The organism is Loigolactobacillus backii, assembly GCF_003946275.1.
In the GTDB taxonomy this organism is placed as follows: domain Bacteria; phylum Bacillota; class Bacilli; order Lactobacillales; family Lactobacillaceae; genus Loigolactobacillus; species Loigolactobacillus backii.
On the sequence record NZ_RHNQ01000011.1, the window covers coordinates 26,939 to 46,064 of the forward strand.

General features: G+C 40.2%; 18 protein-coding genes. 15 read left to right on the forward strand and 3 right to left on the reverse strand.

The annotated features are described in order from the left end of the window. Positions 1-73 precede the first annotated feature (73 nt). The 6 genes from EKM61_RS03500 (at position 74) to EKM61_RS03525 (ending at position 5,301) form a co-directional block, all read left to right on the forward strand. Complete coding sequence (locus tag EKM61_RS03500; RefSeq protein WP_068225585.1) at positions 74-853, forward strand: TatD family hydrolase; 780 nt, start codon at positions 74-76, stop codon at positions 851-853. Further along, positions 846-1,430 carry a ribonuclease M5 gene (rnmV, locus tag EKM61_RS03505; RefSeq protein ID WP_068225584.1) on the forward strand — a complete coding sequence of 195 codons (585 nt, stop codon included), beginning with the start codon at positions 846-848 and terminating at the stop codon, positions 1,428-1,430. The genes EKM61_RS03500 and rnmV overlap by 8 nt, the downstream gene beginning before the upstream one ends. A gap of 128 nt (positions 1,431-1,558) precedes the next feature. Further along, positions 1,559-2,437, forward strand: a complete 879-nt coding sequence (gene rsmA, locus EKM61_RS03510; protein ID WP_068225583.1) for a 16S rRNA (adenine(1518)-N(6)/adenine(1519)-N(6))-dimethyltransferase RsmA — start codon at positions 1,559-1,561, stop codon at positions 2,435-2,437. A gap of 118 nt (positions 2,438-2,555) precedes the next feature. Beyond that, a complete protein-coding gene (locus EKM61_RS03515; protein ID WP_068225582.1) occupies positions 2,556-2,813 on the forward strand; it encodes a Veg family protein in 258 nt (85 codons plus the stop codon). Positions 2,814-3,293: 480 nt separating this feature from the next. Next, on the forward strand, positions 3,294-4,124 hold the full coding sequence (gene purR, locus EKM61_RS03520; protein ID WP_068225581.1) for a pur operon repressor: 831 nt from the start codon (positions 3,294-3,296) through the stop codon (positions 4,122-4,124). Positions 4,125-4,143: 19 nt separating this feature from the next. Continuing rightward, positions 4,144-5,301, forward strand: a complete 1,158-nt coding sequence (locus EKM61_RS03525; RefSeq protein WP_068225580.1) for a VanZ family protein — start codon at positions 4,144-4,146, stop codon at positions 5,299-5,301. A 61-nt stretch (positions 5,302-5,362) separates the two neighbouring features. Here the strand turns inward: EKM61_RS03525 and EKM61_RS03530 are convergent, their stop codons facing one another. Further along, positions 5,363-6,544, reverse strand: coding sequence for an MDR family MFS transporter (locus EKM61_RS03530; protein ID WP_068225579.1), 1,182 nt, complete (start codon positions 6,542-6,544; stop codon positions 5,363-5,365). Between the two features lie 686 nt (positions 6,545-7,230). On the opposite strand from EKM61_RS03530, the gene EKM61_RS03535 reads away from it, so the two are divergent. The 4 genes from EKM61_RS03535 to EKM61_RS03550 all read left to right on the forward strand — a co-directional run bounded on the left by EKM61_RS03535 (position 7,231) and on the right by EKM61_RS03550 (position 11,426). After that, positions 7,231-7,527 (forward strand): HIT family protein, encoded by a 297-nt coding sequence (locus EKM61_RS03535; protein WP_068225578.1) that lies wholly within the window; start codon positions 7,231-7,233, stop codon positions 7,525-7,527. A 97-nt stretch (positions 7,528-7,624) separates the two neighbouring features. Continuing rightward, positions 7,625-9,004 (forward strand): bifunctional UDP-N-acetylglucosamine diphosphorylase/glucosamine-1-phosphate N-acetyltransferase GlmU, encoded by a 1,380-nt coding sequence (glmU, locus tag EKM61_RS03540; protein ID WP_068225577.1) that lies wholly within the window; start codon positions 7,625-7,627, stop codon positions 9,002-9,004. Positions 9,005-9,152: 148 nt separating this feature from the next. After that, a complete protein-coding gene (locus EKM61_RS03545) occupies positions 9,153-10,130 on the forward strand; it encodes a ribose-phosphate diphosphokinase (RefSeq protein ID WP_068377067.1) in 978 nt (325 codons plus the stop codon). 366 nt (positions 10,131-10,496) lie between these two features. After that, positions 10,497-11,426 (forward strand): YdcF family protein, encoded by a 930-nt coding sequence (locus tag EKM61_RS03550; RefSeq protein ID WP_068225575.1) that lies wholly within the window; start codon positions 10,497-10,499, stop codon positions 11,424-11,426. 372 nt (positions 11,427-11,798) lie between these two features. On the opposite strand, the gene mscL is transcribed toward EKM61_RS03550, so the two are convergent. Beyond that, entirely contained in the window at positions 11,799-12,221 is a 423-nt protein-coding gene (gene mscL / locus EKM61_RS03555) for a large-conductance mechanosensitive channel protein MscL (RefSeq protein WP_068225574.1), read from the reverse strand. Positions 12,222-12,411: 190 nt separating this feature from the next. Here mscL and rlmN point away from each other — a divergent pair, with 190 nt between their 5' ends. Next, positions 12,412-13,407 (forward strand): 23S rRNA (adenine(2503)-C(2))-methyltransferase RlmN, encoded by a 996-nt coding sequence (rlmN, locus tag EKM61_RS03560; protein ID WP_068225573.1) that lies wholly within the window; start codon positions 12,412-12,414, stop codon positions 13,405-13,407. A gap of 218 nt (positions 13,408-13,625) precedes the next feature. Beyond that, positions 13,626-14,099, forward strand: coding sequence for an NUDIX hydrolase (locus EKM61_RS03565; RefSeq protein ID WP_068225572.1), 474 nt, complete (start codon positions 13,626-13,628; stop codon positions 14,097-14,099). Here EKM61_RS03565 and EKM61_RS03570 read toward each other — a convergent pair. After that, entirely contained in the window at positions 14,096-15,448 is a 1,353-nt protein-coding gene (locus tag EKM61_RS03570) for an HD domain-containing protein (RefSeq protein WP_068225571.1), read from the reverse strand. The genes EKM61_RS03565 and EKM61_RS03570 overlap by 4 nt on opposite strands. Before the next feature lie 154 nt (positions 15,449-15,602). Between EKM61_RS03570 and EKM61_RS03575 the strand changes: the two genes are divergently transcribed. The 3 genes from EKM61_RS03575 (at position 15,603) to EKM61_RS03585 (ending at position 18,791) form a co-directional block, all read left to right on the forward strand. Then, entirely contained in the window at positions 15,603-16,049 is a 447-nt protein-coding gene (locus tag EKM61_RS03575) for a DUF1934 domain-containing protein (protein WP_068225570.1), read from the forward strand. 121 nt (positions 16,050-16,170) lie between these two features. Then, positions 16,171-16,818 (forward strand): DNA-directed RNA polymerase subunit delta, encoded by a 648-nt coding sequence (gene rpoE, locus EKM61_RS03580; RefSeq protein ID WP_068225569.1) that lies wholly within the window; start codon positions 16,171-16,173, stop codon positions 16,816-16,818. A 374-nt stretch (positions 16,819-17,192) separates the two neighbouring features. Beyond that, a complete protein-coding gene (locus EKM61_RS03585; RefSeq protein WP_068225568.1) occupies positions 17,193-18,791 on the forward strand; it encodes a CTP synthase in 1,599 nt (532 codons plus the stop codon). The last annotated feature ends 335 nt before the right edge of the window (positions 18,792-19,126 follow it).

Below are 19,126 nucleotides of genomic sequence, written 5' to 3' on the forward strand. Positions count from 1 at the left end.
GTGCTTTTATACTGAAGAAAACTTATTTAAAATGGCGGCTATTCTTTTTTTGTTCTAGAAAGAGAGATAAAAAATGCAGATATTTGATTCACACACACATTTAAATGATCAAGCGTTTGCTGGGAAAGTACCAGAATATATCAAGCGTGCTCAAGATCTAGGCGTGACAAAAATGGCAATTGTCGGCTCTGACGCAACCTTGAATCAAGGAGCACTTGATTTGGCACATCAGTACGCCAACTTATACGCCGTGATTGGTTGGCACCCAGAAGAGGCGTTAACTTATAATCAGCAAGTTGAGGATCATTTAGTGACACAACTCCAGGATGACAGAGTGGTCGCCCTAGGTGAGATTGGCCTAGATTACCATTGGGATAAGGAGCATCATGAACAACAACGAGCAATTTTTACTCGCCAAATTGAACTTGCTAAGACGTTACACTTACCAATTTCAATCCACACACGGGATGCTTTTGAAGATACCTACCGAATTTTAAAAGCGGCCGATATTCGAGATATTGGCGGAGTTATGCATAGCTTTAATGGTAACGCCGAATGGTTACAAAAATTTCTCGATCTTGGTTTAATGATTTCTTTTAGTGGCGTTGTTAGTTTTAAAAATGCACCTGAAGTACACGAGTCCGCTAAATTAGTACCGGCTGATCGCTTTTTAGTTGAGACGGATGCCCCATATTTAACACCAGAACCACATCGTGGCGAACAAAATCAACCGGGGTACACACGCTACGTTGTTGAAGCAATTGCAAAATTACGGCAAGAGGAAGTTACCACAGTGGCCGCGCAAAGTTACCGTAACGCAAGCCGATTTTTTGGAGTAGTGGCCAATGGTTGAGGAAAAAATCAAAGAAATTATTGTAGTTGAGGGACGTGATGATACACGGCGCCTACAGCAGGTTGTAAATTCTGATACGATAGAAACCAATGGCTCAGAAATTAGTGACGCCACGTTGACTGCTATTGCCACGGCCCAAAAGCGGCGCGGTGTGATTGTGTTTACCGATCCTGATTCGCCTGGAGAAAAAATCCGTAAAACGATTTCGGCTCAGGTTCCTGGTATCAAACACGCCTTTTTGTCTCAAGGGCAAGCTCAGCCGGAAAAACATAAAAGTAGCTTAGGGGTTGAACATGCTGGCAACAAAGCCATTAAGCACGCTTTAGCGCATTTATATACGCAAATGCCAACTACTGCTAAGCCCATTATTTCGCGGCAGGTCTTACAGGCAATGGGATTGACGGCAGGTCCGAACGCAAAGGATCGACGGCAACGGCTGGGAAATATTTTACAAATTGGTTATACCAACAGCAAACAACTATATAAACGGCTACAGTTATTTCAGATTAGTGAAGCCGAGTTTGCGGCCGCGATGAAACAAGTTCAAAAAGATAGTGATTTAAGTGAACAAAAATAGACCAAATAGAACTTAGGAGGGCCATGTTTCGCGTGCACGGTTTTCGTGCTAGAAGAATGGACATCCTCCGGAAATAGGATTTTGCGGCTTGATGCAAAATAGACTAAATAGAACTTAGGAGGAAAATAATGGCAGAGGATGAACGGCCGATCGGCACTCGCAGTCGTACGCGGGAGATTTTAGATACTTATGGTTTATCGTTTAAAAAAAGTCTTGGCCAAAACTTTTTAACTGAACCAGCAATTTTAAATGAAATTATTACTACGGCCGATTTAACTACGACGGATGATGTCATTGAAATTGGACCAGGAATCGGTAGCCTAACTGAACAATTGGCGCAACGTGCTCATGAGGTTCTCGCGCTAGAAATTGATCAACGTTTGATTCCGATTTTAGCGGATACGTTAGCCGCCTATAAAAATGTAACGGTGATTAATCAGGATGTATTAAAAAGTGATTTGGCGACACTCGTTCGTGACCATTTGGATGGAAAGCACCAAATTAAGGTAGTTGCTAATTTACCGTATTACATCACGACGCCTATTTTATTGCGGTTATTAGACAGTGATTTGGATTTCACACAAATTGTGGTAATGATGCAGCGTGAGGTTGCGGAACGTTTGGCCGCTGATTCGGGAAACAAGGTTTATGGCTCATTAACGGTTGCCGTTCAGTACCGAATGCAGGTTGATATTGCCCATATTGTGCCAAAGACAGTTTTTGTACCACAACCTAATGTTGATTCGGCGATCGTTTCACTAACCAAGCGAACAGATTGTACGGAAAGTGCTAATGACTTTAAGGCTTTTTCACGATTGGTCAAAGGGAGCTTTGCTAAACGGCGTAAGAGTTTGTGGAATAATTTACTGGCGCTCTATGGGAAGGATGAATCTACCCGTGAGCACTTGACGGCGGCCTTAACGGCGGTTGATATTAGTCCTGGTAAGCGTGCTGAACAATTAAGCATTACTGACTTTGTCCGTTTGGCAAACGCAATAAATTTGTAACTGCTACTAGAAAATTCATTGGGATATTTAAGTTGCAACGAAAAACGGCTTGTGGTATAATTGCAAATTTTGTAAAATCGTGTTATACTAATATTCATCTTAAGAAGAGGTGAAACGAATGCCAATTACACTAGCGAGCATTAAGGAAAATCTCGATAGCAAAGTCGGACAAAAAATGATGGTCGTTGCGCAGGCTGGACGCAAGAAAATCACTAAGCGAAAAGGAATTCTTCACGAAACTTATCCTGCAGTATTTGTTGTAGACTTAGATCAAGAAGAAAATTCTTTTGAACGTGTTTCATATAGCTATGCGGATCTTCTTACAAAGTCTATTGAAATCAAGTTCGATGATGATAAGCAAAACGTTGCATCGTAAATAAAAATTTAAGTGAGTGATATTGCAGTCTGTTAGGTTGTTTGGCCTAGATTAGCGACTGCTGTTGCTTATTTTTTTTGCTCTTTTTATTTACTGAAAAATCAGTATAATAAGAAACAAATTAAAAACGGCTTGGGGCAAAGCAATGATTACGGAGAAGGCGGCGGCCAAAATACGCCAATTTGGGGTCGATGTCGGTAGTAGCTCAACTATTTTTAGCTTATGTAATAAACAATTTGGGCCCAACACATTTACAACAGTATGCGCGGTTTTTGCCAGGAGGTTTACCTAGTTCACTCCTTACATTAAAACATTGATGGGATTAAATGGTCTTACTGCTTCTTTTTAATTCAAATTTCGGTTGATTTCTAATTATTTCCGAACAATTTAGGCTAATTTGGGTAAATCGCTAGTTTTTTAAGAATAATATCTTTATAATGAGTAAGCAAACTTTTTGAAAATGAAAATTGAGGTGTACTTATGAAGATCAGAAGAAGTGAACGGTTGATTGATATTACTCATTACTTACTGGAAAGACCGCATACGTTGATTCCGCTAACTTTCTTTGCAAAGCGCTACGAATCTGCAAAATCATCGATAAGTGAAGATTTAGGCATTATCCGCCGAACCTTTGCAACACGGGGGACAGGGATTCTTGAAACGGTACCTGGGGCCGCAGGTGGTGTCCGTTTTATTCCGACAATTAGTGAAGAAGAAGCAAAACAATTTATTACTGAAATGACAGTGCGTTTGGCTGAACAAAGTCGTTTGTTACCTGGTGGTTACGTTTATTTGTCCGATTTACTTGGACAACCAGAAGTGTTGCGCCAAGTTGGACGTCTAATCGCCACGCAGTATGTCGATCAAAAGATTGATGCAGTTATGACAGTTGCGACTAAGGGCGTGCCCATTGCTCAAAGCGTTTCAATGTACTTAAATGTTCCTTTTGTTATCGTTCGACGGGATTCAAAAATTACGGAAGGTTCAACGGTAAGTGTCAATTACGTTTCTGGTTCATCAGAACGTGTTGAAAAGATGGAATTATCGAAACGTAGTCTACCGCGTGGCGCACGAGTACTGGTTGTGGATGACTTTATGAAGGGTGGCGGTACAGTTAACGGTATGCGCAGCCTGATTACGGAATTTGAAGCTGAATTAGTTGGTATAACCGTATTTGCTGAATCAACCTTTGATGGTCCACGGGCGATTGATGATTACACTGCGTTATTATCAGTAGATAAAGTAAACAGTCAGAGTGATACTATCCACGTTAAGGCGGGTAATTATTTACAACGCGCATTTAAACATTAAAAAGTTTGAGGGTGATTAAGTGGCCAGCTATTTGTTTCCCATTAAAATGGCTTTACTTGTTTTTCCACCGCTTGCGTTGGTTATTACAATACCGTTCTTGGTATTACAGTATCGGCGTTACGGTGCGTTAACTTTTTGGCGTGCTTTTGTGCTGTATACATTTGTCTTTTATTTATTGTCGGCCTATTTTCTAATTATTTTACCATTGCCAACACGGACAAGTGTGGCGCTGTTAACCACGCCAAAGTATAACTTACAGCCGTTAATGGTGTTTCGCCAATTCTTTGATAACACAGTATTACAGCCATTACACCCAAGCACTTATTTACCGGCCCTAAAGCAACCAGGATTCACACAACCGTTTTTTAACCTTGTACTAACGATTCCCTTTGGCATTTACCTACGTTATTACTTTCAACGTTCGTTAAAACAGACGATTTTACTATCCTTTTGTTTAACGTTATTTTTTGAAACCACGCAGTTAACTGGTTTATATGGTTTGTACGTCCGGCCTTATCGGCTATTCGACGTTGATGATTTATTAATAAACACATTAGGTGGCATCTTGGGCTATTTCTTAGCACCAATTTTTATTAAGCTATTCCCATCGTATTCAGATATGAGTATTGCTGATTCAAAAAAGGGAAAACGGGTAAGTTATACCCGTCGGTTTATTGCCTTTATTATTGATTGGGGTATTGTTTTAATGGCCACGGTTACTAGTGTTGTCGCTGTTCACCGGCTGCTAGGTATTTTTGGACTGAGACAATATCTAACTGGTATCTACATTGTGATGGTACTTGGTTATTTTGTCTTAATTCCGTTACTTACTAATGGAATGACAATTGGAAAATGGTTCGTCCGAATTCAAATGGTGAGTAATAAGGCCAAGGCAACTAGTATTACGGTAGGTCAATTGTTAGTCCGCCAAAGCGTTCTTTACCTGGGAATTTTACCGGTGTTTGTTTACTGGTTTCCAAGAATGGCCCGGGCGGCATTACATGCACCTTACCGCCAGGTCGATTTTTATTTATTGCTAACTTTGGTAATGGCTATCTTGGCCGCCGTCTTTTGTGTTCACGTTTTAGTGAGTATGTTGTTTCATAATGATCGGTTAATTTATGAACGATTAAGTCATACTAAACAAATTAGTACCGTTACAACACAGAATCGATAAAAATGACCAGCAAGTATCTACGCTTTTAGCGAGATATTTGCTGGTCGTTTTTTTGCGGATATTATTGGTTATTTGTTTGCTTTTCGCCGGTTGTTCGATTACCCAAGGCAAAGAACACAGTGGCCAGTAATATACTGCACACACAAAGTAGGAAGACTAGTTGGTAGGAGCTAGATTCAATAATTGTGGCACCAACTAAAGGACCAACTGCGCGGCCCGCCGAAGCAAAGACGTTGACAAGACCTTGGTAACGTCCCTTTTGGCTTAAGGTCACACGTTGATCAACGTAGGTCGAAACAGCAGGTAGTGCTAGTATTTCGCCAATCGTTAAGACGCCCATTGCTAAAATAAAAAGGTGGTATGATTTGGCGATTAAAAGTAAGGCAAAAGACGATGCAAAGAGTGTAAACCCAAGGTACATTCTACCGTGTAAATGCTTTAGTAAAAACTGATCGAAATAAGTTAAAATTGGCTGTAATAAAACAATTAAGACGGCGTTAAATGTCCAAAGAAGGCTGTAATCTTTAACGGTCATTTGGTGGGCAACCATGTAGGCGGCAATATTGCTTTGCCACTGTTCGTAGGCCACCCAAGTAACGAATAAGGTAAATAATAGCAAAAAGATTTGGTGTTGACTGCGTCGATTGAGTACTTGAGTTGCGGCCTTTGCCCTATTAATTGGGTTCTTAATTGGATCAACGCGGTAGGTAATGGCGGCAACAATTAAAAATAGCGCGAATAAACTGAACGCTAAGACGAAAATGTAGGTAATACCATAGGGTAAAATGAAACCAACTATCAACGTTCCTAGGACAAGGCCTAAGTTATTTGTAAAGTATAAAAGGTTAAAGACATAGCTAGCTGGTCGTCCGGCCACAACCGTTGCAAAAGAATTAATGCAAGTGGCCACGATTCCGTTTCCCAAACCAGATAAAATTAGAAATAGTGGGTAGGCAGGCCAACCGTGGAAGAAGATCAAAAAACCGGTGGCGATCGTAGCCAAGCTAATACCACAAAGCGTCGTGTAGTAACGATTCCAGCGATCGAATAAAAGGCCACCAAGGTAATTACCGATGATCATAAATAATGAATCGGCAAATAAAACAATTCCGGCCGTAGTTAAACTTTCGTGCAAGTATTCATGCATGTAAATTGTTGTTAGTGGCCAAATAAAACTAATCCCAGTGTTGGTGATTAGCGATCCTAATAGTAGCCATTTTAAACTTAGCGTCTTTTTCTGCACTACTTCTAATACCTCCCAACTTTTAATAGCTATTTTTGGCGAACCAGGCGCACACCTATCAATGACGTTGTCTATTGCAATTGCCAAGTAAGGTTGAGCCATTATTGGTATTCCCTAGGCTATGTTTGAAAAATGCTTTAACTAGTATTTCCCTGACTAATTTGGTGTAACCGTGTTTGAAAAGCAGATTCCTGTGGTGACCGAAACGAACTTAGTCGCGAGCAGTTATGGACTTTGTAACTGTGCTCCTTGGCGAATTTTGCCACAAGAATAGATAACATTCGAGGCAGCAAAAGTTATTTGCAAATAACTAGCCATACTTGCGAAGTAGTAGTTGAACGGACAACGTCTGAACATCAAAATTATTAGCGCCTTAGGTTGCGCTTCAGACTTTGGTTTATCCAAGTCCAATCGACATTGTCAGTAATGCCCGGAACCTGGTGCTTTTTCAAACACTTCCTAAGTATGAGCCGTGTGTACCTGAAGGCTCCTCCAGTCAATTATTATAACTGACTGGAGGAGCCGTCCGCTACGAAATAAAGAACATTCTCATCTGAAGCTTATTTTCAAACACACGCTTGATCGTATTTTAAAATTACTTTTGTGTAACAAAGCTAGTTTTAATTGAATTTACGTTTATATTAGGAGTTATAGATTAATTATTAAATTAAGGGGGTTTGAGGCCCATGGATTGTACTTATTGTCAAAGGGAAGATTTTGTTTTAGAAAATAAACTAGCCGGTGCCTTTTTTTCGGATAAGCCACGAGCAAAAGGTGATATGTTAATTATTCCTAAGGCACACGTTGAGAATTTTGTTAAGCTAAGTCCGAAGCAAAAGGCAGCAATTGATCAGCTAATTTTTTTAACTAAGAAATACCTTGATCAAAAATACCAGCCAAGTCACTATAATCTTGTTGTACCAGAGGAAGATAAAATTACGGCACCGAAGCACCTTTACATTAATTTGGTACCCGGCTATTAAAAATCAATAAGTTTGACCTAGTACCTTGTTGCTTTAATTTTTCTAGGATATGATAAAGAAGTAAAATAATGAATTGGATAAGAATGGAGCGTTTTTAATGATGTCTCGGTACACAATAATTCTTGCGGCTGGTCAGGGTACGCGCATGAAATCAAAGTTAGCCAAAGTATTGCACCCAGTTTGTGGTCGGCCAATGGTAGATCACGTTTTAACGCAGGTTGAGCAGATTAATCCGGACAAAGTGGTTACGATTGTTGGCCATGGTGCCGGTGAAGTTGAAGCGGTGTTAGGCAAACGAACTGAGTACGTTTTACAGGCAGAACAAAAAGGTTCTGGCGATGCTGTATTGCGCGGGGAACCAGTGTTAGGCGATCTAGATGGTATGACCCTAGTCGTCAGTGGTGATACACCGCTGCTCACTGCCAAGACTTTTGAGCAACTCTTTGAGTACCATAAAGAAAAGGGTGCTAAGGCAACTGTTTTAACCGCAGTTGCGGATGATCCAACTGGCTATGGCCGGATTATTCGGAATGATTTAGGTGTTGTTGAAAAGATTGTTGAACAAAAGGACGCTAGTAAAGAAGAAGCAGCAATTAATGAAATTAATACCGGTGTTTATTGCTTTGACAACAAAACATTATTTGCTGCATTGCATGAGGTTGGTAATGACAACGCCCAAGGTGAGTATTATTTAACCGATGTTATTGGAATTTTGAAGCAAAAAGGTGAAATTGTTTCGGCTTTTAAAATGAAAGATTTTGAAGAATCCATGGGCGTCAATACCCGGGGAGCGCTTGCTAACGCAACACGGGTGATGCAGCGCCGGATCAACGCCGAACATATGGCCAATGGTGTCACGCTAATTGATCCTACAACGACGCGGATTGATGTTGGGGTTAAGATTGGTGCCGACACAACAATTGAGGCCGGTGTATTGTTAAAAGGACAAACAGAAATCGGTGAAGATTGCTACGTTGGTTCACACTCAGAATTACGTGACGCTAAGATTGGTGCTGACGTGACGATAACCAGTTCAACAATTGAAAAATCGGTTATGCATGCCCACAGTAATATTGGCCCAATGAGTCATCTTCGGCCTAACTCAGAAATTGGCGAATACGTTCATATTGGGAACTTTTGTGAAGTTAAAAATGCTCAGATTGGCGCTTACACGAAGGTCGGGCACCTCACTTACGTTGGCGACGCAACTTTGGGTCAACACATCAACGTTGGCTGCGGCGTTGTCTTTGTTAATTATGATGGCTTGGATAAACACCACACAGACGTTGGTGACTGGGCATTTGTTGGTAGTAACGCGAATATTGTGGCGCCGGTTAAGGTTGCCGATCACGCCTTTATTGCGGCTGGATCAACGATTACGGCCGATGTTGATTTTCATGATATGGCCATTGCTCGTGCCCGACAGGTGAACAAACCAAATTACTGGGATAAATTACCACATGAGCCAGAAAATTAGGCTTTCATGAAAATAATATTAGTTTTTTAACTGACGCTTGATTTGTTGTTGTAAATTGAATATCATTGGAACTGAGTGTTTTACTCGATAAACAGTGAATTATTTGGTGATTTGTTGAAGCGCACTAAAATTATAAATGGAGGCTCTTATGTCAGAACATTATTTTGATCCGAAGCTAAAAATCTTTGCTTTGAATTCTAATAAGCCATTAGCGGAGAAGATTGCGCAAGAAGTTGGTGTTGAATTAGGCAAAACAACTGTTACTAAGTTTAGTGATGGTGAGATTCGGATCAACATTGAAGAAAGTATTCGTGGTGATCAAGTCTACGTTATACAATCAACATCGGCACCAGTTAATGATAACCTAATGGAATTGATGGTTATGATTGATGCATTACGCCGCGCATCGGCTGCTTCAATCAATGTTGTTATTCCTTATTATGGTTATGCTCGGCAGGATCGTAAAACACGTTCCCGGGAACCAATTACGGCTAAGCTTGTTGCCAATATGTTAGAAATGGCCGGAGCCACGCGAATTTTAGCTTTAGATTTACATGCGGCACAGATTCAAGGATTTTTCAATATTCCAGTTGATCATTTGATGGGAGCGCCCTTGATTGCTGACTACTTCTTAACACATGGTGTTGATAAGGATGCCGTTGTTGTTTCACCTGATCATGGTGGCGTAACGCGGGCACGTAAGCTAGCTGAATTTTTAAAGGCGCCATTAGCAATTATTGACAAACGCCGTCCACGAGCTAACGTTGCTGAAGTAATGAACATTATTGGTGACGTTAAGGGTAAGAAGTGTATCCTGATTGACGATATGATTGATACGGCCGGCACGATTACTTTAGGTGCCCAAGCTTTGATGGATGCTGGTGCAACCGAAGTTTATGCCAGCGCCACACACCCCGTTCTTTCTGGTCCAGCGATTCAACGAATTTCTGATTCCGCAATTAAGCAATTAGTTGTGACGGATTCAATTCAATTACCAAAAGAAAAATTAATTGATAAAGTTGTCCAAATTTCAGTTGGCCCATTGATGGGTGATGCGATTAAACGTATTCACGAAAATAAGCCAGTTAGTCCATTATTTGAGAATAAATTTCATAAAGACGCTTAGCGAGTGTTTGGAAAAACGTTTAGATTCAGAGTATGTTTAGGCCAAATCATTTAGTAAATACTAGCAAAAGTAATTTGCAAGCGTGACTTGGTTTGGAGCGTGTGTTAAGTACATGCGAGACTATGTAAAAATAGGTTTAAGGTACGCTCTAAGTAATTAAATAAAAGTAACGGTAAGCGTGGAACGAAAATTAATTTTCGTTCCACGCTTTTCTAAAACTAAATTTAAAACCCTAATTTTTGCCTTGGTCGGGTTTGGGAAATTTCTTTACTAGTACTTACCTGATTAATTTAGTGTGAACGCTTTTCCAGGCGTTCCTTAGCGTTAATATAGTAATGGTGAGTTAGTGATTAAGGAGGAGAGAATGTGTTACTAAGGTGGTTAATTATTTCGATTATTTTATTGCTTGGTTTAACTTGGTATGATCGTCGCCTCCTGCTTAATGGCTATCTTGTGGTTTTAATTGGTGGTTGCTTGATCTGGATGGGGTATGCGGCTAGTCCACCTTTTTTTAAAAATGGCGGTCTAGCGTTAATTCGCATAGTCAGTTATTTAAGTGTTGGCGCAATTGGTTGTGGCATGCTATTTTTAAGTTACCGTTTGCATTTAAGCAAACTTCAACGTTGTTTGTTATTTAGTGCTGGTTGTTGGTTAATTGTGACGATTATTTTTAGTTTTACCAATTCAGTCGGCGTAAAGCTATCGTGGTTGATTATTGGCTATTTTGCTGTTGGGTTTGTCGCCTACCTTGCGGGGACGTTACTGGATATTATTTCGTTTAAAAGGCCGGCAACACCATACCTATTGGTTCTGGGCTCAGGGTTACGCCGTGATGGCTATGTTTCGCAAGTTTTACAGTGGCGGTTAGATCGGGCGGTTCGGCTATACCAGCAACTTACCATTAAACCTAAAATTATTGTTTCTGGTGGACAGGGCAGCGATGAACCACGTACAGAGGCCGCCGCGATGGCCGAGTATTTGCAGCGGCATAAAATTCCTAGTAAGCGAATTATTCAAGAGGTAAAGGCAACGTCAACTTTGGAAAATCTTAGTTATACCAGGCAGTTGATTTCCGGTGATTTAACAATAATAACTAGTAATTTTCATATTTTTCGAACTGGATTATACGCCCGCCGATTACGTATTTCCTGTCAATTGGTGAGTGCACCTACACCACCTAATTATCTATTGTGGGGGACTTTGCGGGAATACGTTGCTTTAGTTGCTATGAATCGTTGGTGGCATTTAGTTATCAGCCTTTCGTTGCTTATCGTTGGTGGATTTTTACTTAGGTAATTAAACTAGTTTACAAAATATGGCCTAATAGTTAGAACCGAAGAAAAGCCGGAGGCATAGGAGTGGAACAAAAGTTGGTTTGGCATGTGAACCCAGACTTTTGGTCCATGTTCTGGAGTAATACTCGGAAATAGTAAAAGGCCAGGACTTTTGTCCCAGCCTCGTCACGACAACTTTTTTACTGAGTTTAGGTTGTGTTTGGAAAATGACTTCATTAGTTTCTCTTCGGCCAATTTAGTGGAACCATGTTTGGAAAAGGTGATTCGTCTGTTTAGGCTAGACTTCAGAATCTGAACGCTTTTTCAAACACGCTCTAGTTCTTCGTAAAAAGTGGATGCTTTATAATTTCTGTGCTTTAACGATTTTGCTAGTTCATTCAGTTTTGTCTGGTGTGACACCAGGCGTGCCACTAGTTGTTGTTTTACTGGCTAAAAGATCGCGAATTTCTTTTAAATAAAGTTCTTCTTGAGTTGGTTCGATTGTTTCTTCTTGTTTCTCATGGCCGGACATTGTTTGTACACGTTTCAGAGCCTTTATTAATAAGAAAACAATAAAGGCAATGATGATGAAGTTAATAACGTCGTTCAAAAATGAACCAACTTTGAATTCGGTTTGGCCAACGTTAACGACCCAACTGGATAAATCTACTTTACCAACGACTAATGCTAAAATTGGGTTGATCAAGTTAGTTGTCAGTGATTTGACAATGGTAGTAAAGGCACCACCTATAATAACCCCAACTGCTAAGTCCATTATGTTACCGCGCATAATAAAATCACGAAATTCTTTTAACATACTTGCCCTCCTTGGATAACAATTATCTTATATGGAACCTATCTCTATTATACAAATAGATAACAGCAGCACAAAATTTTTGCTTAATTTCAATGGCGATTTCTGTCGTTCAGCAGAGGTTGGCTTGAAAGCTAACTCAACATAGATTAGTATGAAGCGTAGACTTTTAAAAAGTGAGGAAAATATAAAAATGATAAAAACAACCATTTACGGCTTAACTAAGAAAGAACTTCTTCAGTGGTTCCTTGATGCCGGTGAAAAAAAATTCCGGGCAACTCAAACCTGGGATTGGCTTTATAATAAGCGGGCCGCTAGTTTTGAAGCCATGACAAATTTGTCAAAGGCGACAATAGCTAAATTAACGGAGAACTTTTCATTTAACCCACTAACGCTGGTGAAAGAAAAGGAACAACAGGCAGCAACTGATTATTCATTTCAATTGGCCGATGGCGCTAATATTACAACGACTTTAATGCACCATGATTATGGCTTGTCCGCTTATGTTGCTAGCCAGGCTGATGACGATGATGAACGTAATTTGTCCACTGGCGAATTAGTTGCTCAGGTAGTAACTTTGCAACATTATCTGGATGAAAAGGAAACTGACGAACGAATTAGCCATATTATGGTGATCGGTCAGGAACCACTGGCAGATCTTACAAGTGTGCTAGGCTTTCTAAAAATTGTTAACGATCAGGCGGGGCTTGAAATTGGTGCCCGCCACATGACGGTGACGACTAATGGGTTAGCTGATAAGATTCAAAGGTTTGCTAACGTTGACCTTCAAGTTAACTTGGCAATCACTTTAAATGCACCTAGTAATGATTTGCGCAGTCGCTTGGTACCAACCAACCGGGACTGGAGTTTGGATAGGCTATTTAACGCGGTTCACTTTTACGTTGATCGGACTAACCGGCGGATTACGTTCCAATATGTAATGCTGAAAGACGTCAACGATCAGCCGGAAGATGCCTTACAACTAGTTAACCTACTAAAAGATATTCATCATTTGGCTTACGTTAATTTGATTCCTTATCAGGCACTTGAGGATGATAGCCGTTACGCAGCTAGTTCACGCAATCGCCAATTGGCCTTCTTTGATGTTTTAAAGAAGCAAGGTATTAATACGGTGATCAGAAACGATTACAGTCCAGAATTAATGTTGGCAATTAAACAATTAAAGTAAACGCGATCTGAAAATAAGATTATGGTCAAAAAAAAGTGGTGTGCTCGAACAGCTAATAGTTGCTCGGGGACACCACGTTTTTTTGAAATACTTCTTAATTAATGATTATCATTTGGGTGAGTAATCTTCCCAAGTAGAAGTGAGTTAGTTATAATGAGAACAATTAAATAGCTTTAGTAATGTAAAAATGGACACTAGAACATTAAGGAGGCTTGATCATGGCACCGGAGATTGTTTTTGGAAAAAAAGACCCGGCAATTCAGTATAAAAAACGAATTGGTGCGTATATTGTTATCCCTGATGTAAGTGAAGAAAATATTCTTGTCGTATCACCACCGAATAAAACATTTTTACTTCCTGGCGGCGGTATTGAAGCCGGCGAAGATGATATTGCAACTATTTCGCGGGAACTCATTGAAGAAGTTGGCGGTACTATCACCATTAATTGTTATCTGGGTGCGGCTAGTGAATACTTCTATTCAACTTTTCGGCACAGTGGCTATTATCATCCGGCCCACTTTTATTCTGGCAAAAATTTTGTGAAAATTCAGGAACCCTTGGAAGGCGACTTTAATCGGATTTCTTGGATGCCAGTTAAAGAGGCGCAGCAAAAGCTAAAACGACCAACTCACCGCTGGGCAATTAGACAATGGCTTCAGCGCCCTAGAAACACTTTCAAGGACACGTTCTAATCTGAAGTGTGGATTAGGGTACCATTTAAGATATGTTGTTGAAAACTGTCATAGGTCTCAGCAAAGAGATTATCAGTTGTTTCTGCCAACATTTCTTTGGGAAAGAAGAAGCGCTCATCACCAGTAAATTTACCGCTGATTGCCGCAACAATATCACTTAAGGTTGATAATTCAATCAAGCTACCATCGGGTTGACTAATCTCAATTTGGGTCTTTGGATTGGCTGCTTTTGGATTGTACGCATCATAAGGCAAGTCAAAACTATTGTTGATTGCAGTGTAATAATTAGCGTCATAACCGACGGCGGCGACCTTCTTTTGCAAAATTGGGACTAAATCCTTGGTGTCCTCAGTTACTTGCGCCGATTTTAATGGGCGCCGATTTAAAAAGCGGTAGGCTAAATCACTGAGAATTGGGTCACTGGAATCCTGCCAATGAATAAAGTAAGTGGTTAGCACCCCATCATCTAATTTTAGATAATCCGCTAAGGTGAAATCATCTTCAAGAAATGGAACTAATAGGTGCGGAATAAAGCTTTCACTTAGAGCATGACGATCATAAAGTAATTTAGCCCGTTTGAGTAAATGTTCTAAGATAACTTCCATGGAACGAGAAACAGGGTGAAAGTAGACTTGCATATACATCTGGAAGCGACTAAGGATGTAGTCCTCAACTGCGTGCATCCCTTCCATTGAGAAGGTGATTCCATCCTTGTAAGGCTGCATGACCCGTAAGATGCGGGTGAGGTCAAACTTACCGTATTCAGTTCCAGTGTGGTAAGCATCCCGCAATAGATAATCCATCCGATCGGCGTCGATTTGGCTTGAGATCATTTGGACAACTTGTGGATTAGGGTAGTCATGTGTGATGACGCTGGCTACTTGTTCGGGAAAATCTGGGCTAACTCGGCGCAAAACGTGGTTAACTTCAGTTTCTGGAGAAGTCAGGATGGCTACAGTAATTTGCTCATGATTAGTGTGAAAAATATGTTCAAAAGTATGTGAATAGGGGCCATGGCCAATATCGTGAAGTAAAGCGGCGCATAAAACGACTAAGCGTTCTGAGTCGTCCCACAGCCCATCACCAGGTTCTTGGCTAGGAAAATTGCGGGCAAAATTATCACAGATTTGGCGGGCAATTTCGTAAACACCAAGTGAGTGACCAAAGCGACTATGTTCAGCACCATGAAAGGTAAATGAGGCCGTTCCCAATTGCTTAATCCGGCGTAAGCGTTGAAATTCCTTAGTATCTATTAAATCTAGAATGACACGGTGTTGGATGTGAATATAATTGTGAACAGGATCGCGAAAAACCTTTTCTCTTTTTAGTAGTTGGTTACGATAAGACATTTGAATAACTCCTTTGATTGATCTTTGTTTTCATTATACCTGTCTAGAATAAATTTGGCTTTAAGCATTTATTAATAAAGGTTAGCTTTCTTTGGCAAAGGTTGTTAAATGACTTATAATATTCACAAAGTCTAAATAAAGAAGGTTATAAGTCATGGATTTATCAACTGGTTTACCAATTGCAATTCATCTAGAAACATTTGTAACTCAAGATGATGAAGAAACGCAACACGTTTTTGATGAAGCCGGCCAACTGGTAAAAATGGGTCAAACATTATATATTCGCTATAAGGAAACTTCTGAGGATGATGGTTCCTTAATTCCAGTCACACTTAAGGTGGAGCCTGAAGGTGACGTTAAGCTAACTCGTGGTGATCGAGAAAGTGGCCAACAGTTACATCTACGTTTTAGTCGTAATACACGCTTAGTGGCTCACTACCAAACCCCATACGGCACTATTCCAATTGAGACAATTACGCCGCGGTTGAATATTCGGGTTAAAGAACAGCCAGTATCTGGTGAAATCTACATTGAGTACCAATTATTTGCTCAAAATGAACATTTAGGTGATTATCGGCTGCGGTTGGTTTTCACTGCTTAGAGTGTTTAAAGAGAGTATTGTTGATGTTTTTCTGGAAGAACTAATGTAAACGTGTTTGACTTGCTAATTTTAATAAAAGAGTGTATGCTATCGGTTAGACTGCTGAAAGGACGTGTACCTGTTGGAACTCGACGTTTTTAAAGGACAAAAGAAAAATGAATTATCAATGATCGAAGTGGCACATGCTATTTTAGAGCAAAAGGGTGATGTCTTACCATTTGCCGATTTAGTAAATGCTATTCAAGGTTATCTTGGTGAGACTGATGCTGAGGTTAGAGACCGTTTATCACAATTCTATACGGATTTAAACGTTGATGGCAGCTTTATTTCGTTGGGCGAAAACGTTTGGGGTCTACGTTCATGGTACCCATTCGATTCAGTCGATGAAGAAGTGAATCATCCAGAAGATGATGAAGATCAGCCACAACGTAAGCGGCGTAAGAAGGTTAACGCCTTTCTTGCTGACGTCAATGATGACGATGATGTAATCGATTATAATAATGATGATCCAGAAGATGACGATTCTGACCTCGATGATGAGGCTGAATACGTTGACAATGATGATGCAACTGATGCAGCAGTTACACCAAAGCATTTAACGTCTGATCTTGATGATGTTGACGCTGACGATGATGATGCAGATACTGGCCTCCCAGACGGTATGGAAGGTGAATTATCTGAATTCAACGTTGATGCGGATGATGATTCGGATTCAGCTGACTTCAGTGCTGATGACGATGATACAGATGACGACGATGATGATGAATAATTAAGTAAAGATAGACGAGGGAGTGGGACAAAAGTCGGTTTTGGTCCAGACTTTTGGCGCATGTTCTAGCGTAATATCCGGAAACAATAAGCGGCTGGGATAAAATTCCTAGCCGCTTTTATTACTCTAGAACGTGTGTCCAGACTTTTGTCCCACCCGTCATTTTTTGATAAACATGCCCATTTTTAACACTTTGGACTTGACGCTATTTTGATTTCCATGTATTATATTGCTTGGGCGCTTTACAGGTCTTATCTGTAAAGCCAACGGAACGGTTAGTAAGCTCCCTGTTCATTTGAATAGGGAGCTTATTTTTGTTTTTTGGTAAAAACCGGGTTTGTGGATCCCGCAGAAAAAATTAAAGGAGTTTTGATATGACCAAGTATATCTTTGTAACAGGCGGCGTTGTTTCTTCACTAGGTAAAGGTATTGTAGCAGCTTCACTTGGACGTCTTCTAAAAAACAGAGGTTTGAAAGTAACGATTCAAAAATTTGATCCTTACATCAACATTGATCCCGGCACGATGAATCCATACCAACACGGGGAAGTTTTTGTTACTGATGATGGTGCCGAAACTGATCTTGATCTTGGTCACTACGAGCGTTTTATTGATGAAGATTTAAATCAATATTCTAACGTGACTACTGGTAAGATCTACAGTGAAGTTTTACAAAAAGAACGTAATGGCGATTATTTAGGCGCCACGGTTCAGGTAATCCCGCATATTACTGATGCTTTAAAGGAAAAAATTATGCGGGCAGCAACAACAACTGATTCAGATATTATCATTACCGAAATTGGTGGGACAGTCGGTGATATTGAATCCCTACCTTTCATTGAAGCAATTCGGCAGATGAAGGCCGATGTTGGTCGCGATAATGTTTTGTACGTCCATGCGACATTGATTCCTTATTTACGGGCGGCTGGTGAAATGAAAACTAAACCTACCCAGCATTCGGTTAATGAATTACGGGGGATGGGGGTTCAACCAGACGTTTTGGTTGTTCGTTCTGAAAAACCAATTACGCAAGAAATGCGTAATAAAATTGCTTTATTCTGTGATGTTGACCCTGAGGCTGTTATCGAATCCTTAGATGTTGATACACTTTATCAAATTCCGCTTAATTTACAGGCACAAAACATGGATGATATTGTTTTAAAACATTTTAAGATGACGGCGCCAAAGGCCGATATGTCCGCTTGGAGTGCACTGAATGATAAAGTTCATAATTTAAAGAAGACAACTAAAATTGCTTTAGTTGGTAAATATGTTGAATTAAAAGATGCGTATATTTCAGTTGTTGAGGCATTAGAACACGCTGGCTATGCCTTTGATACTGATGTTCAAGTTGAGCGGATTAACGCTGAAAACGTTAATGACGATAATGTTGCGTCCATCTTAAAAGATGCCGATGGCTTATTGGTTCCTGGTGGTTTTGGCGACCGTGGCTTGGAAGGTAAAATTGCGTCAATCAAATACGCCCGGGAAAATAATCTACCATTTTTAGGTATCTGTTTAGGCATGCAAATGGCCTGCGTTGAATTTGCCCGGAATGTTGCTGGTCTAAAGGATGCCGGCTCATCCGAAACGCGTCCTGATTCAACGGAACCCGTTATTGATTTAATGCCTGATCAAAACGCGGAAGAAAACCTTGGCGGCACTTTACGTTTAGGTCTATATCCTTGTAAGTTAAAACCAGGTTCAGTTGCGGCACAGGCATATAATAATGTTCCCGAAATCCAAGAACGTCATCGCCACCGTTATGAATTTAACAACAAATACCGCCAGCTATTGGCTGACAAAGGTTTAGTTTTCTCAGGGGTTTCACCTGATGATCGTTTGGTTGAAATCGTTGAATTACCACAAAATGACTTCTTTGTTGCTTGTCAGTATCATCCGGAATTTATTTCCCGCCCAACTCGTCCAGAGGGCTTGTACAAAGCATTTATTAAAACGGCTAGTCATAGTTAAACCATAGTAAAGTTTAAGATTTACAGTAAGAACTTGCCTTTTGGTTAACGACTATGTCAAAATATTTAAGGAGGGGCTGGACTTCCAGCCCCTCTGCTGTATCCAGATCTTCGTGTTGCATTATTATGGTGATGGCAACCGGCTAAATTTTTGTTGTATCGTCAAATATTTGTTAAATAAACGGGGATTTTCAAAAAAATGAGCGCAATTTGTGAGAATTTACTAACCAATTGAGATAAGCTATTGTATTTTTACACGCGTGGTGCTAGTTCGTCACAAAATTAAAAAATCCTAAATTATAGACTAAAATTGCCAGTTCAATTTTTAGTTGAAAG